Origin of the sequence: Dapis hubbardiae BLCC-M172 (assembly GCF_050016015.1) — a bacterium.
Classification (GTDB): domain Bacteria; phylum Cyanobacteriota; class Cyanobacteriia; order Cyanobacteriales; family Microcoleaceae; genus Trichodesmium.
On sequence record NZ_JBNHEQ010000202.1, the window covers coordinates 100,046 to 115,970 of the forward strand.

Annotated in this window: 11 protein-coding genes; 7 read left to right on the plus strand and 4 right to left on the minus strand. The window is 33.8% G+C overall.

The window, feature by feature from the left end; all coding sequences use genetic code 11:
- The first annotated feature begins 206 nt into the window (after nucleotides 1–206).
- From ACP6PK_RS18720 to ACP6PK_RS18740, 5 genes are all read left to right on the plus strand, one after another.
- Complete coding sequence (locus tag ACP6PK_RS18720) at nucleotides 207–2,300, plus strand: RecQ family ATP-dependent DNA helicase (protein WP_426561618.1); 2,094 nt, start codon at nucleotides 207–209, stop codon at nucleotides 2,298–2,300.
- Nucleotides 2,301–3,060: 760 nt separating this feature from the next.
- Nucleotides 3,061–4,602, plus strand: a complete 1,542-nt coding sequence (locus ACP6PK_RS18725) for a DNA-processing protein DprA (RefSeq protein WP_426561620.1) — start codon at nucleotides 3,061–3,063, stop codon at nucleotides 4,600–4,602.
- Nucleotides 4,603–4,771: 169 nt separating this feature from the next.
- On the plus strand, nucleotides 4,772–5,926 hold the full coding sequence (locus tag ACP6PK_RS18730) for a DUF58 domain-containing protein (protein ID WP_426561622.1): 1,155 nt from the start codon (nucleotides 4,772–4,774) through the stop codon (nucleotides 5,924–5,926).
- A 469-nt stretch (nucleotides 5,927–6,395) separates the two neighbouring features.
- Nucleotides 6,396–6,761 carry a ferredoxin thioredoxin reductase catalytic beta subunit gene (locus ACP6PK_RS18735; RefSeq protein ID WP_094673157.1) on the plus strand — a complete coding sequence of 122 codons (366 nt, stop codon included), beginning with the start codon at nucleotides 6,396–6,398 and terminating at the stop codon, nucleotides 6,759–6,761.
- 527 nt (nucleotides 6,762–7,288) lie between these two features.
- Nucleotides 7,289–7,684: a DUF309 domain-containing protein gene (locus ACP6PK_RS18740; protein WP_426561624.1), complete on the plus strand. Its 396-nt coding sequence runs from the start codon at nucleotides 7,289–7,291 to the stop codon at nucleotides 7,682–7,684.
- A 277-nt stretch (nucleotides 7,685–7,961) separates the two neighbouring features.
- On the opposite strand, the gene ACP6PK_RS18745 is transcribed toward ACP6PK_RS18740, so the two are convergent.
- Nucleotides 7,962–8,267: a hypothetical protein gene (locus ACP6PK_RS18745; RefSeq protein WP_426561626.1), complete on the minus strand. Its 306-nt coding sequence runs from the start codon at nucleotides 8,265–8,267 to the stop codon at nucleotides 7,962–7,964.
- 303 nt (nucleotides 8,268–8,570) lie between these two features.
- Nucleotides 8,571–9,245, minus strand: coding sequence for a DUF3747 domain-containing protein (locus ACP6PK_RS18750; RefSeq protein ID WP_094673155.1), 675 nt, complete (start codon nucleotides 9,243–9,245; stop codon nucleotides 8,571–8,573).
- A 597-nt stretch (nucleotides 9,246–9,842) separates the two neighbouring features.
- Here ACP6PK_RS18750 and ACP6PK_RS18755 point away from each other — a divergent pair.
- The gene (locus ACP6PK_RS18755; protein ID WP_426561628.1) at nucleotides 9,843–11,726 is read left to right on the plus strand and encodes an AAA-like domain-containing protein; all 1,884 of its coding nucleotides are present in this window, start codon (nucleotides 9,843–9,845) and stop codon (nucleotides 11,724–11,726) included.
- Nucleotides 11,727–12,080: 354 nt separating this feature from the next.
- Here the strand turns inward: ACP6PK_RS18755 and ACP6PK_RS18760 are convergent, their stop codons facing one another.
- Nucleotides 12,081–13,001 carry an Rpn family recombination-promoting nuclease/putative transposase gene (locus ACP6PK_RS18760; protein WP_426561630.1) on the minus strand — a complete coding sequence of 307 codons (921 nt, stop codon included), beginning with the start codon at nucleotides 12,999–13,001 and terminating at the stop codon, nucleotides 12,081–12,083.
- 469 nt (nucleotides 13,002–13,470) lie between these two features.
- On the minus strand, nucleotides 13,471–14,055 hold the full coding sequence (locus ACP6PK_RS18765; RefSeq protein WP_094677854.1) for a Uma2 family endonuclease: 585 nt from the start codon (nucleotides 14,053–14,055) through the stop codon (nucleotides 13,471–13,473).
- A 231-nt stretch (nucleotides 14,056–14,286) separates the two neighbouring features.
- On the opposite strand from ACP6PK_RS18765, the gene ACP6PK_RS18770 reads away from it, so the two are divergent.
- Complete coding sequence (locus tag ACP6PK_RS18770) at nucleotides 14,287–15,744, plus strand: FAD-dependent oxidoreductase (RefSeq protein ID WP_426561632.1); 1,458 nt, start codon at nucleotides 14,287–14,289, stop codon at nucleotides 15,742–15,744.
- Nucleotides 15,745–15,925: the final 181 nt, after the last annotated feature.

The window sequence follows — 15,925 nt, forward strand, 5'->3', positions numbered from 1 at the left end:
CAAATTAGGGAGTAGGGTGGAATAATTAATAATGGATAATGGATAATTGATAATTGATAATGAATTAAAATCCTAAACTTTGTCAACAAACTATTTATTTTAGATAAGAGAAATATCAAAACTTTTCAATTTGAAAGGGTTGGCTTTTAAACTGAATTATTTAATTAATAATTAATAATTTTCGGGAATAATTTTAGGAGTATAAATTGACAAATATAAATAAACAAAAGGCATTATTTTTACTCAGACAGGCTTTAAATAATTCCAGTGCTGAATTTCGTGATGGTCAGTGGGAAGCAATAGAAGCTATTACTCAAAATCAAAGTCGTCTTTTAGTTGTGCAACGTACTGGTTGGGGAAAGAGTTTTGTCTATTTTTTAGCTACTCGTTTACTTCGAGATAAAGGGAAAGGTATAACTTTATTAATTTCTCCCCTTTTAGCATTAATGCGAAATCAAATTTCCGCAGCAGAACGAATTGGAATTAACGCTCAAACAATTAATTCCAGCAATTCGGAAGAATGGGAAAAAGTAGAAAATAATTTAAGTGCAGGAAAAGTAGATATTTTGTTAATTTCCCCAGAAAGATTAGCAAATGAAAACTTCCGAGAAAATATCCTAATTCCTATAGCTAAAAATATCGGCTTATTTGTAGTTGATGAAGCTCACTGTATTTCTGATTGGGGGCATGATTTTCGTCCAGATTATCGACGCATTGTCAGAATTTTACAAGCTTTACCACAAAATATTCCTGTGCTTGCTACTACTGCTACTGCTAATAATCGAGTTGTGGATGATATTGTTGTTCAGCTAGGTGAAAATCTGAAAATATCTAGAGGTTCATTAACTAGAGATAGTCTCCAATTACAAAATATTTATTTATCATTTCCTCCTGCTCGTTTAGGATGGTTAGCAGAACATTTACCTAATATTCCTGGCAGTGGAATTATTTACACTTTAACTGTGAGAGATGCCGAAAGAGTTACTAACTGGTTGAAGTTTCAAGGAATAAATGTAGCAGCTTATCATAGTAATAAAGAGACAGAAGAGCGAGAAGAATTAGAACAGCAATTATTGAATAATGAAGTTAAGGCATTAGTGGCAACTGTAGCTCTAGGAATGGGTTTTGATAAACCAGATTTAGGATTTGTTATTCATTATCAACGTCCTGGTTCAGTGGTACATTATTATCAACAAGTAGGACGTGCGGGTAGAGCAGTAGAAAATGCTTATGGTATTCTTTTAAGTGGTGCAGAAGATGAAGAAATTACTAATTATTTTATTCAGACTGCTTTTCCTCCAGAAGCTCATAATCAAGCTGTTTTAAATGCACTAAATCAAGCTGAAGATGGTCTTTCAATTCCGATGTTAGAGGAACATTTAAACCTAACTAATGGGCAAATAAATAAAGTTTTGAAGCTATTGTCTATTGAGACTCCATCCCCAGTAAAAAAAATCGGTTCAAAGTATTATGCAACTCCAATTAATTATCAAACAAACACAGAAAAAATAGAAAAATTGACTCAAATACGTCGTCAAGAACAAGCTCGAATGTGGGATTATATGGAGAGTCAAAAATGCTTAATGCAATTTCTTAGAAAAGAATTAGATGACCCAAATCCTCACCCTTGTGGTAAATGTGCTATTTGCTTAGGAAAACCAATTTTTTCAGAGAATGTTTCCTCAAAATTTGTGACAGAAGCAGTAAAATTTTTACGCAGTAGCGAACAAATTATTGAACCTCGGAAAAAATGGCCGAAAGATGCCTTATCCACTTATAATTTCAACGGCAATATTTCTCCAGAATTACGAGCAGAAGTTGGGCGATCGCTTTCTCTTTGGAATGATGCTGGTTGGGGAGAACTTGTGAAAAAAGGTAAATACACAGATAACCATTTTAGCAATAGATTAGTTCAAGCTACATACGAAATGATTAAACGTTGGCAACCTCAACCTTTTCCCACTTGGGTAACTTGTATTCCTTCTTTAAATCGTCCGGAACTTGTTCCTAATTTTGCTCAAAGTCTGGCTAAAAAATTAGGTTTACCCTTTGTGCCGTGTGTCATAAAAATTCATCATACTTCACTACAAAAAGAAATGAGTAATAGTTACAAACAAGCTCATAATTTAGACGGTGCTTTTGAAATTAATCATTGGTCAGGAATGAGGGGAAATGTATTTTTAGTAGATGATGTTGTAGACTCAAGATGGACTTTTACTGTGGTTACAGCATTGTTAAGAAGAGCTGGTAGTGGTAAAGTTTTTCCATTAACTTTAGCCATGAATCAACTATCAACTTAAAATTCAAAAGTCAAAAGTCAAAAGTTAAAAGTTAAAAATTACAAGGTAAGTATTCAGCTATTAGCTGTCAGCCATTCCTGCGGAATGGTACACAGCAACAAAAACCTCAAGCTTAAGGAAGATATTTAAACAAATATAGACTTGAAAACTAGCTTTTATAGTAAAATAAAATTTCTGATTTATCGGGAACCGTATAATACCATTTCTCAAAAACTTTTCTACATTTGATTGAGTAGGGGAGTAGGGGAGTGTAGGGACGTTAGCATTTTTGTTATGCAACGTCCGTACGGGAGAAGTAAAGATAAGAATAATTAACATTAACTTGCCTCAAATAAGCAAAAAGGTAATTATACTAAGGTAATTACTTAATAACTGAAGTGTTAATCAAGTATAGTATTAATGCATGGGAATTGGTATAATAAAGTTTCCATAAAAAACTAGAAGCAATAGTTGATAGCTAATAGCTGATGCCTGAATGCTTACATTAAAAGTAATCCATGACTGAATTTGAGTATTTATAAATGTCCTAACCTATTTACATATAAGTAGTCGTGCAAAATTAATTTCCTGGTTGATAGAAGGAACATTTAACTGGGAATGGAGAACAGGGAGTCAACAGAATATGTAATTAATTTTGCATAGATACTTAGCAATTTCTACAGTTATAAGGTACAATTGTTTTTCTGATTTTCTACTCTCCTACTTCCTCTACTCCCCTACTCCCTACTCCCTAAAGCAATTAAAAATTATCAGAAAAAAAATGTCTAATCATGTTTTATCTCCAGACGCACAAGCAATTATGTTATTATGTGCTAGCTTTGGTGAAAATAGAAATTTCTATCCAGAACCTTTAACCCTAAGTGAGTATAATAGACTTGCAAAAATTTTAATCGAAAATCAACTCAGACCAGGAGATTTACTAAGTGCAAAGGGATTAGATATACTGCCAAAAATTAATGATAAAAAATTAAACTATGAGCGGTTAATAGCTTTATTAGAAAGAGGTGGGATTTTAGCTATTACTGTGGAAAAATGGGTGAATCAAGGTTTATGGATTATCACAAGAAGCGAGCAAAATTATCCGATAAAATTGAAGCATAATCTCCAACATTTAGCGCCAGTAATTATTTATGGTGTAGGAAATATAGAATTATTAAAAGCAGGTGGATTAGCCATAGTTGGTTCTCGTGATATTAATGAAGAAGAAATTGAATATACAAATAAAATCGGAAAAGTTTGTGCATCTCAAGGAATTAATATAATTTCTGGGGGTGCAAAAGGGATAGACCAAGAAGCAATGTTAGGAACTTTAGAAGTTGGTGGTACTGTGATTGGAGTTTTGGCAGATAGTTTAAATAAAGCATCTGTTTCTAGAAAATATCGTGACAGTATTAGGTCTGGTAAACTAACTTTAATTTCTACTTATGACCCTAATGCCGGATTTAATGTTGGTAATGCAATGGGTCGGAATAAATATATTTATGCTTTATCTGATTATGCTTTAGTTGTAAGTAGTAGTTTAAATAAGGGTGGTACTTGGGCAGGTGCTACAGAGGTTTTAAATAAATATCAGAAAATACCTGTATTTGTGAAAGTAGAAGGACAAGTTAAAGAAGGAAATCAAGCACTTTTAGATAGAGGAGCAAAATCTTTTCCTATAGAACCATGGAATAGTAATTTAAAGGAACTTTTATCAGTATCAACAACTCAGTCAAATCTGCCAGAAAATAATTCATTGACAGATTTGGAAACTCCGCTAAATATATCTGCAAAAAGAATTAAATCAAAAGTTGAAATAAAATCGAATTTATCTATTTCTGAAATAACTAATCAAATTATTTATGAAAAAGTCTTGCCTATCATACTAGAAAATTTAAAACAGCCACACAATGAAAAAGATTTAAGTAAAATATTAAAAGTCAGAGTTGGTCAATTACGCAATTGGTTAAATCAAGCTTGTGCTGAAGAAAAAATAATCAAAACTAAAAATCCAGTAAATTATAGAATTACTGCCGAAACTAAACAATATCAAAACCATCAAACTTCAACACAGCAATTAAATATTTATGAAGCAGTATTGCCAATCATACTTGAGAACTTAGAGAAACCACAAACAGATCAAGATTTAGCCACAAAGTTAAGCGTAAATATTAGTCAATTACAAGATTGGTTAAAAACAGCAAAAACAGAAGGAAAAATAATTTCAGAAAATCAATCCAATACTTATGTAATTTCCCAAGACATCAAACAGTTATCTCTATTTGATAAAGTAGAAGATGATGAGGAAGGATTAGATTGGTAAAATTATTCTTAAAATAGGGAATAGGGGGAAATAATTAATAAAAGCTCGTAGTAGGACTTTAGTCCTATCTAGAGTTTGGGCTAGAGCAATACTACAAACAAAAACTTTTTTATCATTTATTATCCAGAAATAATATAAGTCTTAATCAAAAATAATAAAACTAATTTAGATGAAAATTTATTACAAAATATCCGACTGGCTAGAAACTAACTGGGTAAAACCAGCTTACGCAGGTGGTTTACTCGGAACATTATCAATATTTTTCTTCGGTGCCGCTACTAATACAATGGCAGGATGGTTATATGTAATTAGTGGTATGAGTTTTGCGTTGTTAGGAATGGGTGCTGTTTTACCAGGGCGATCGCTACGTCAAATAAAAGTACGCCGTCATCCTATTCAACCTATAACCGTGGGTGACACTTTAGCGATCGCCATAACAATAGAAAATTCTACAAACCAACCACTAGCTTTACTGCAACTCCAAGATGATATTCCTTTTGTCTTAGGGAAACCAGTCAAACAAGCAATAGAAGTTATCCCCGCTAAAGATACTTACCATTGGGTTTACTATCTCCCTACCAAAAAAAGGGGTATATATAGATGGCATTATCTGCAACTGAGAACCGCAGCACCTCTAGGTTTATTCTGGTGTCGTCGTAGTCGCAATGCTAAAGCTACTGCTATTGTGTATCCTACCGTTTTACCCCTGAGCAGTTGCCCGATAATAGATGAACTTGGTCAAGAAAATAGTCGTCAACTTTACGAACATAGTCGTTATCAAATGGCTTCGGAAGGACTAACTCGGACATTAAGACCATATCGGTTTGGAGACCCTAGTCGTTTGATCCACTGGCGAAGTAGTGCGCGTTATGGCGAGTTGCGGGTTCGGGAACTAGAGGTATCTAGAGGAGGAGAAGAAATTATAATTTGTCTTGATAGTGCTGCTAACTGGCAACCCGATCGTTTTGAAGCTGCGGTTACTGCTGCTGCTTCTTTATATTTTTATGTTAACCGGTCTATGCTAAATGTTCAACTTTGGACGGCTGGTACTGGGTTAGTTCATGGTAATTTAGCTGTGTTGCAAACCTTAGCTGGGGTTAAGTTTGGGGAAGAAGTTGTGGCAGGAAAACCACCGGAAAGGTCTTTACTTTGGTTGACTGAAAATTCACTTAGTTTGACTTCTCTTCCTCCTGGAAGTAGATGGTTATTGTGGTTAGATGAGTCTGTTTCTTCCGCAGCAGAAATACCAAAAGTTCAACATTGTTCTGGTTTGGAAATTAGTTCTAATCAACCTTTAGAATTTCAACTTCAGTCTAACTATTAGATAACGTTAAATTGGAGTAAAATATAGTGTTGAGTAATTCAACATAAATTTGCTGGATGCAATTTACCTTCATGTGTTCGTGATCACGTCAAAAGCTTGGTATTCAAGTTGGTTTTTCTGCTTTTTAATCAATCAAAAAAATGTTCCTCTTTTAAGAGCTTAGAACCAGTAAAATTATCTTCATTTTTTTACTTTTAAAACCTACTTCTATATCTCTACTAAATAGGTGCTTAGTTAACATTCAAATTGCTCCAAATATTTGAAATTACTCCAGGTTATCAACTACTCTCAAATTAAAAGTTAAATTGGCAATGGTATAATCTACTTTGATTGACAAATTTAACTATATATAGTATACAAGTCAAAAAATTAAGTCTGGAAATTTTTAATTTGATTTGCCCCCGAAAATGGCTTTATGTAGTAAAATTAATGGAACTAACTAATATCAGCACCATAACAAACATATATTATGACCCTGACTACAGAAAACAAGAAATTATCTAGTGAAAAATCTTTGGAGGCGATGAAAAAGTTCTCTGAAAAGTATGCTAAGAATACAAATACTTATTTTTGTGTAGATCCTTCAGTTACTGCTGTGGTAATTGAAGGATTAGCTAAACATAAGGATGAATTGGGCGCTCCTTTATGTCCATGTCGTCATTATGAAGATAAAGAAGCAGAGGTAAAAGCTACCTATTGGAATTGTCCTTGTGTACCAATGCGGGAGCGCAAAGAATGTCATTGTATGTTGTTTTTAACCCCAGATAATGATTTTGCTGGTGAACAACAAGAAATTACCCAAGAAGATTTAGAGTCAACTAGAGCAACCATGTAGGTTGAAAACTCGAAGGAAGAAGGAAGAAGGTTTAGTTAAAAGTTTTGAGTGAACCAAACTTCCCTTTTAATCTCGGCGTTAGCTAAAAACAAATATCGTCTCTATGAACAAGGATAATTTATTTTCCTTTTTCCTTCTTCTGAAAATATTCACCATAACTTGCTTCTCTCCTTTACGCAACATTGGGTAGAAAAATAATAAGGAAAGAGAGAAAAAATTTGGATTATTGATATAGCAATTCCCATCTCTGAGTGAGGTATAAAATTCGTTTTTTTAGGGAAAACTTTAACAGGGAATAAGGAGCAGTTCAATAATGGATAATTGATAATAGATAATTGATAATTACCTCTCCCTAAAAGGAAGAGGATTGATATAAAAGGAAAATAAATTCATTGTTTCTCTTTGATCATGAGATGCTTTAAACCTTAATTATTCGGTAAAGAAAAAATACTCTACTTCACAGTGACAGAGAAACGCTATATTCAATTCAATTTACTTTTTAATGAAAGATTTTTGACTTAATAATAATGACTTCTGAACAAGAAAAAATCCCTCAAGAGTTTTGGCAGGGAATAGCAGAATTTAACGAACAAGAATTCTACAAATGCCATGATACTCTTGAGGCTTTATGGCTGGAAGCTGGAGAACCAGAACGCACTTTTTATCAAGGGATTTTACAAATAGCAGTAGGACTTTATCATGCAGGGAATGAAAATTGGCGTGGTGCTGTTATGTTATTGGGGGAAGGTATTAAGAAATTGAATTATTATCACCCTGATTATTTTGAGATTAATGTTGATAAATTATTGACAGAAAGTAGTGAATTGTTGAAACATTTGCAAAAGTCAGGACCAGAAAAAATTGCAGATTTTGCGCGTGATTCCTCAAATAGTAAATGCCCGAAAATATTAAAGCTAAATTAATTATCTGGTAAATTAATGACACTGAAGTTTTTAAATTTTCTAGTGAAATGTTCTTTGTCAAACTCACCTACAAACTGCAAATTTTATAGCACTACGCATTAAGCTTAGGACAGTTATCAATCCTGGAAACCTTTAAGAGTCTACTGTTCCCTATTCCCTATTCCCTATTCCCTAGCGCGTAGCGCTTAAAACTTATCAACTGGAGCAAATACAATTCCAATTACCCAAGCTATAGTTGGTATTAAAGTAAAAATTATTATTTCTAAACTTGTCATAATTAATTATTTCTCCCATTTTCTATTTCATCAATTTTTGCTATTAATAGAGTCCGGTTACTGGCAATAATTCGTTGATTAGTAACATGATCGTAAGCTTCCCAATCTTGAGTAACTTCTGTATCTTGCCAAACAAACCAGCTTCGATAAATTTCTCCACTGTCAATATCACCACATAGAGATAACCAATCATCTCCTGTAAAATACTCTATTTCTTGAATCACTAAATTAAGTTCAACTAGCTCTAAAAATGTTTCTAAATCATTCTTTTTTTTCTGAGGAAAGTTAGAAATTTGGCTTTGGTTCATCAATTTTAGCTTCATGGTTTTTGTGAAATTTTATTTACAGTATTTTCCTACTTTAGGAAGTACATATATTGATGTTTTTAGGAAGTAGATAAAATGGGGAATAGAATACGGAAAAAGGAAAAAATATTTACCTTGTCAGTTGTACGAAATTAATCTGGAATCTGGTGTATAATAACAATTCTCAAAAATAACGCTATCCTTCCTGAAGACTTTAGTTATTAAGTAATAAATAAGTAAGATAAATTTTTTTAACGATTCTAGGCATTAAGCGCGATTAATACTTATTCCTAACAACCCTATTCCCTACTCCCTGCTCCCTACTTCCTGCTCCCTATTTAGATTATTATCCATCTCTAAAAAATCTGGAATTTGAGCTTCAATCTCAGCTATTTTTTGCTCCACAGCATCTTGTTTCGCAGTAAAACTATCATAACTAAAATAAAAATGACCAAGAACTTTTTCCTCATAACTACGTTTAGTAAATTTCCAACCTGGTTCGAGAAAAATCTTCATTATTCCATCACTTATTCCGCGAGTTCTACCAATCAAATTTTTATCCCCTGTTAGAGAAATACCAAATAATTTAATTTCATCACCAACATTTTCCAAAATTAATCTATGACTCACTGATAAATCATTATCATCTACCCGTATTGAATAATCATTATTATCAGTAGCTTCTTCACAAATTCCAGCAAAATTCAAGTTTGAAAGTAAAGGTTCAACTAAAATTGGATATAATTCAGTTTCGCTTTCTCTCCAACAAGGTCTTTCATTAGAACGCTGCTCTAAAATCATCAGTTTATAACCAGAATATTCTTGTAAATCATTTAGAGGAATTGCCATGGCAATAACTTGATTTTGGTCAATTTCTACCTCATCAAAAGTGAAATTTGCTCTGGCAGGAGTCAAATAATTGATACTCAAAAATATTGTTGTTACAAGAGTAGAAATTGAACTATGAATAAATTTTTTCATATCTGATTTTCTATTTTGTACTCCTATAGTTTAAAAAAATCAACAAGTTATTGTGGAGAACATTAGGGAGTTAATTAAAAAAGCTGAAAAAAATCTGGAAAAGTTAGAATTGTCTGGGTAGTCTAGTTTGAAAAGAGTAGCAGTTAAAATTTGATTAATTAGTTAACTTCCTTAAATTAGAAAAAATTAGTTATCTTCGTTAAAATCACTTACACTTAAAATAATAACTACAGGAGTTATGGAAAATTATCTGTTCTACCTACTTCTGTGGTTTAAGGTGGGTTACAAAACATCCTACTACAGTGACACACTTTAAATAGTGCAAGTAGGGGCGGGTTTCCCCGTTAAATTAACGAGCTTTCACTTAAAGTTAGATAAACCCGCCCCCCCCTAATGATGTAACGCAGAATTTTAGATGTGTCATTCCAGTAGTGGACTAACACGACTAATTTTGTGCATTAGGGCAGGTTTATTTAATCTTAGGGTGAGCATGAAAATTGCAACTAAAACCCGCCCCTACTATTCCATTTAAGCTGTGTTAGTCTACTACAGGTATGGTTGCTGTATAAGTCCTAAATAACAATATAATTATAGATAATGGAAAAAAAATCAAAACGCGATCGCGGACGAATTCTCACAACTTCTGGACTGAAAAAATTAAATGAAGCTATTGAAGAATGGAAACAGCAATATAACCTTAGAGGTACTCTGGCAGAAATTGAAGCAGAGTCTAGAGTTGGTTCCGACACTATCAGTAAAATTAGACAGGGGCGAGTCGGTGCAGACCTCAGCAAAATTCAACAGCTTTTTGCCACCTTTGGTCTAACATTAGATGAAACTGACCACCGTTCGGGAAAACAAGGTTCATCTCAAACAGAGTCAGGAACTCTGGGGGAACTATTACCTCTACTAGATAACGAACAAATAGTCAATCAAAATAGTTCCCAAGTTTTTATCAGTTATCGCAGTCAAGACCCAGATCAAGAATTGGCGCGACAGTTTGAAACTGCTCTGACTGCTGCTGGTCATCAGGTGTTTATGGGAGCAGATCATATTCGTCTGGGAGAAAATTGGTTTCGCCGAATTAATGAAGAGTTGAAACGATGTGACTATTTACTGTTGTTTTTGCCTCCTCAGTCGGCGCAAAGTGAGTTGCTCACCTATCAAGTACAACTTGCTAGGGAATTGCAATTTTCTCGACCTGACCGTAAACCTGTAATTTTGCCAATTCGGGTAGGTTTTTCTCTCAGTACACCTCTTAACCATGACTTGCGCGGTTATCTCTATCGCATTCAACAACGGGAGTGGCGATCGCCTGAAGATAGTGTTGTTATTTTGAGGGAAGTTTTGACTTTGTTAGCTGCTCCACCGGGAAATGTTGCGCCGGAAGTAGAGGAGCAAGAAGAAACTCGCCCCCCTGAAGAAATTAGTAGCATTGTGTCAGCAAGTCGCCCTCCTTTACCCTCTGCGGAACCTGAAATACCGGGGGGACAAATTGATGTAGAATCTACTTTTTATATCGAACGCCCACCTATTGAAGAACGTTGTTATCAAACTATATTACAACCGAGTGGTTTAATAAGAATTAAAGCGCCACGACAGATGGGTAAAACTTCTTTAATGGCAAGAATTTTGCATCATGCTGCTCAGTCAGGATATCGGACTGTACCGTTGAGTTTTCAGTTAGTAGATAAAGAGGTTTTTAGTAATCTTGAACAATTCTTAAAATGGTTTTGTGCTTATGTGGGAAGGGAGTTACGTTTACCTAATCAATTAGATGATTATTGGGATGATATTTTTGGCAGTAAAGTTAATTGTAAGGATTATTTTGAGAAGTATTTATTAGCACAAATAGATAATCCTTTAGTATTGGGTTTAGATGAGATTGACCGAGTTTTTCAATATCCTGATATTGCCGAAGATTTTTTAGGATTATTGCGAGCTTGGCATGAGGAATCAAAGCGACGTGCTATTTGGAAAAAGTTAAGGTTGTTGGTGGTACATTCTACTGAAGTTTATATTCCGATGAATATTAATCAATCTCCTTTTAATGTGGGATTACCTATAGATTTACCGGAATTTAATCAACAGCAAGTTCAGGATTTAGCATCGCGACATAATTTGAATTGGTCTGAACAAGAAGTTGAGAAATTAATGGCAATTGTTGGCGGTCATCCTTATTTAGTTAGGGTGGCACTATATCATATTTCTAAACAAGATTTAACTCTGTCAGATTTACCGGAAAATGTAACGAGTGAAACCGGAATTTATAGCGACCATTTGCGACGACATTTGTGGAATTTAGAAGAATATTCAGAGTTAGTTGAAGCGATGAAAAATGTGATTTCTGAAAATTCTAGCGGGCAGTTAACAGGAATGTTAGGTTTTAAATTAGATAGTTTAGGTTTGGTGAAATGGGAGCATAATAAATGTTATCCCAGGTGTGAGTTATATCGTCAGTATTTTCAAGTTCATTTGTAGGAAGGAAGTTTGTAGGGGCGGGTTTTTTCAGTTATCAGTTATCAGTTATCAGTTATCAGTTATCAGTGCGATTTGTAGGGGCGGGTTTTTCCAAGAATCTTGTTATAACTGATTGACTTCTCTAAACCCGCCCCGCCCCAACCAGTGCATCTGGTGGCGGGTTTATTTAATTTAACGTTCATGCCGATAAATTTCTTGTGAAACCCGCCCCTACAGGGGTTGGGGGCATGGGGGCGGGTTTATTTAATTTAATATTCATGCTCATAAATTTCTTGTGAAACCCGCCCCTACATAAATTATGGAGTTTACCCTTCTCTTTTTTTCTCGATGATACCTGATCACTGATAACTGAATTTATAGATTATCCAACCAACTCAATAAATCTGCTAGACTATTAAAATCAAAAAGTGCCTTAACTAAACTTTCTAAATTTTCACTCTTTAAATTAGAAAGGCGATCGCTAATATCTTGATCGACCTCTCCAAAACGTTGATTAATTAAAGACATTACTATTTTTAATTCCCCTATGTTTATTCCTTCAGTACGACCTTCTGCTCTACCTTCTTCTTTCGCATAATTTATTTTCCCTCTCTCATCTTGCAACATCATCGCTCGTCGATCAAATTCCTCTAATTCTTCCCTACTGAAATTAGCCTGATTCGCAATATTTAGAGCGCGTTCAATTTCTGGCACTTCCCCTAAAGGTTCGGGAATTATATCCAAACTAGCAGTTTCTTTTAAAAAGAAAATCCACTTATCAATTAAACTCTCTAATTCCTCTAATTTTTTCTGAAATTTTGGCAATTCCACAAATATTAATTTTAAATTTTCCCCTATATAAGCAACATTTTCTCTCTCCTCTTTAAACACAAATCTATTGACCACTTCGGGAAGTTCATCAAACATCTTAAAATCAGTAATTGTCACAGCTATTACTGGATTTAGCAGAAAATAAAGTTCACCTTTTTCTAATTGATTAGCATAAGTTTTACACAAATTATAATCTACCCGTTTATCAAAGGCTTGCATCTGAGAAACTTGCATTTCAATAATGACTATTGAATTGTCAGATAATGTAGCTCGAATATCTAAATAAGTATCTTTTAAAGATTCTACTTTACCGGGATTATAGGGATTGTTAATTGTTAAAGATTTGATAATTTCTTTACCATCATAAATAATGGCATTCAGAAAACTGATAAGTATTTGTTGAGATTGATTAGAACCAAATATTTTTTTAAAGGCATAATCAATTTTAGGACTGATAAATTTCATAATAGTTTAGCAATAAGTAGGTTTTTAATATGTATAGTGATATTCTAACTGAAGATTTCAGCGAATAACAATTGTATGATATCAGACGATATGAAACTTAGGCAATTTAACCTCTGTAAATAATATTATTCTCATTCCTTAGTCTTTTGCCAATCTTCCAAAGCGCGGACTACTATACTGTGATTTAAGTTTAACACAACAAAAAGTCAACAGTCATGCATTAAACCTAGGCGTGAAAAAGATATAGATTTTTTGCGCATGGTAGGGAACAGGGAACAGGGAACAGGTAAGATATTTTTACGAAAAAGGCAGGAAAAGAATTTTTTATGGTGACTTTTTCTTTCTTTAGCTAATATAACTAAAAGGCTTATTTATTTTCCACCAGATGTCTATTAAGACTTTAGAGGTATCAAGCCTCAACTGAGATGGCAAAAATATCAACGGAGACAACTGATAACTGAAATGACTTTTAACTTGCCTGTAAAGCTACACCAGGAACTTTTCGATAGATTAATTCAATCTGAAAATTAAAATCTAGACTAGCAAAATTTACTTTTTCTCCCCTGCTATAAGTTTGAGAAACCCAGATTCCTTGTTCATTTTTTCGAAAACATTCTATACTCATTTGAGACTGACTAACTAATACATATTCTTGTAAACTTGTAGCTGTTTGATAATCAGCAAATTTCCCTCCTCTATCAAAGTTAGCTGTGCTTGGAGACAAAATTTCTATGATTAAAGAAGGATAAATAATAAAGTCTTCATTTGAACTTAAATCCCGTTTATCACAAGTTACTGCCACATCAGGATAATAATAACAGTTAGCTTCTTCTAGTCGAACTTTAATATCAGAAGTAAGTACAATATAGTCATTATCGCGCAGATGAATATTTAGTTCTGTGACTAAATTACTAGCAATAATAATATGGGGTTTCTTTGCCCCTACCATTGTATAAATTTTGCCCCGTCTATACTCATGTTTAATCGGACTTTCTCGCTCTCCTGCTAAATATTCTTCTGGAGAAATATAGAATTGATTTTGATTAGCTATCATGGGTTTGACTTTGCTATTTATACTATTATATTATATCAATAACTAGGGTGAAATAAAAACTATGTCTAAAGTAGTCCAGTAGGGTGCGTTAGTGAAGCGTAACGCACCATTCTAGATGTGTCAGTCCACTACTCTGGGAAAAAATTCCTTATGTGATTTTTAAGTTAATAGTGATGCGTTAGGCGATCGCCTTCTTCCTTCTTCCTTCTTCCTTCTTCCTTCCTAAAAACTATGTCTAAAGAAACAAAAAACTTAAACCAAAACGCAGTTATTATCGGTGGAGGCCCGGCTGGTTTTGCCACAGCATTAATGTTAGCTAAACGTGGTTGGCATCAAATTACAGTATTAGAAAAACGACCTGCTGCAGATTTTTATGAACCTGATAAATCATTTAATTATTTAATTGATGGGCGGGGACAAAAATTCACCGATCTATTAGGTTTAACTGAAAAGTTAGCAAAAGTTAGTGTGCCAAATACAGAATTTTATCTGACAGAAATTAAGGCAAATGGTAATCGTAAAACATCAAAATTACCGACAGTAGATCCTAATCGCAAAACAGCTTACTGGCTTCAACGTCGAGTTTTTCTACAGTTACTTTTTCAAGAAATTGAGGAAAATTGGCAAAATCAGATTACGACTTTATTTAATACAAAATGTCTGGATATTAACAACAAGGATGGAAAATTAACAATTCTTGCTCAAGGAGTAAATGACGAAAAAAATTATCAATTTCAGCCAGATTTGTTAGTTGGTTGTGATGGAATTAATTCTCTAGTTCGGCAAACTTTAGATAAGTGGGATAATTCTGGAACCAATAAATTTAAAATGCAGTTTTTTCCCTCTGCAAGTTCTGGTTTAAAATACAAAGTTTTGACTTTACCACCTAATTTTCCCCTAGACCATAATAATTCTGAACAGGCAATTTGTACAATGGCTTATGCTATTCGTGGAGCATTTTCAGATTCTCAACATTCTTTATCTCTAGGAATTTTACCTTTTGCTGACCCGAACGAACCAAGAACAGCAAATATTATTAGAAAACCAGAACATGAAATTTGGAATTTGCAAGATGCTGAAAAATTGTCGGAATTTTTCGATAAAGCTTTTCCACAATTGCCAATAAATGAAATAGTTTTACCGGAAGAAAAAGAGCGTTTTGCTAAAAGTGAAGGTGGATATTTTCCCATCCCTCAATATTGTTCTGGGTTGCATTTGTTATTATCAAACACAGATAATTCTCCTGGGATAGTTTTATTGGGAGATGCAGTGCATTGTTTTCCTCCTGATATTGGGCAAGGTGTAAATTCAGCTTTGGAGGATGTGTTTATACTTAATCAAACACTTGCTAAAACTAATGATATTATCTCTGATGCTTTGCCATTATTTGAGTCTTTACGTTCTCCAGATATGAAGCCTTTAATTCGTTTGAGTCAAACTGCTTTTCCTTGGCAATATAATCAAGATATTCTCGGTAAAAGACTGTGGAGTATTAACTTTTTTATTCGGTTATTGTTGAATAAAATATTGCCTTTTATTTTTGCTCCTCCTGCTTTTATGATGATTCAAAACCATAAACTTAGTTATAGTCAAATATGGTCTATGGCTCAAAGAACAACTGTCTATATATATGTCTTGGGAATAGTTCTAATTTTCGGAAGTTTGGCTTTATTTTTGGATAATTTTTAGTATTTTGAGAATTAGGAATATAGGACTTTTTAACTAGACCTCCAATATCAAGTTCTGGTAATTCAGTTATTAATAGTCAAAGTTTTGTAGTGCGGGCATCTTGCCCGCCACAACTTGATCTGAGTGATATCATGTCCGGTAGCATCGGTATTGTATAGCAAAGGTAGGGAACACTTAACTG

Excerpts from the sequence above, each read along its gene's own strand:
- ACP6PK_RS18740 (WP_426561624.1), top strand. The coding sequence starts at position 7,289 with ATGACTTCTGAACAAGAAAAAATCCCTCAAGAGTTTTGGCAGGGAATA.
- ACP6PK_RS18745 (WP_426561626.1), bottom strand. The coding sequence starts at position 8,267 with ATGAACCAAAGCCAAATTTCTAACTTTCCTCAGAAAAAAAAGAATGAT.
- ACP6PK_RS18750 (WP_094673155.1), bottom strand. The coding sequence starts at position 9,245 with ATGAAAAAATTTATTCATAGTTCAATTTCTACTCTTGTAACAACAATA.
- ACP6PK_RS18755 (WP_426561628.1), top strand. The coding sequence starts at position 9,843 with ATGGAAAAAAAATCAAAACGCGATCGCGGACGAATTCTCACAACTTCT.
- ACP6PK_RS18725 (WP_426561620.1), top strand. The coding sequence starts at position 3,061 with ATGTCTAATCATGTTTTATCTCCAGACGCACAAGCAATTATGTTATTA.
- ACP6PK_RS18735 (WP_094673157.1), top strand. The coding sequence starts at position 6,396 with ATGACCCTGACTACAGAAAACAAGAAATTATCTAGTGAAAAATCTTTG.
- ACP6PK_RS18730 (WP_426561622.1), top strand. The coding sequence starts at position 4,772 with ATGAAAATTTATTACAAAATATCCGACTGGCTAGAAACTAACTGGGTA.
- ACP6PK_RS18760 (WP_426561630.1), bottom strand. The coding sequence starts at position 13,001 with ATGAAATTTATCAGTCCTAAAATTGATTATGCCTTTAAAAAAATATTT.
- ACP6PK_RS18770 (WP_426561632.1), top strand. The coding sequence starts at position 14,287 with ATGTCTAAAGAAACAAAAAACTTAAACCAAAACGCAGTTATTATCGGT.
- ACP6PK_RS18765 (WP_094677854.1), bottom strand. The coding sequence starts at position 14,055 with ATGATAGCTAATCAAAATCAATTCTATATTTCTCCAGAAGAATATTTA.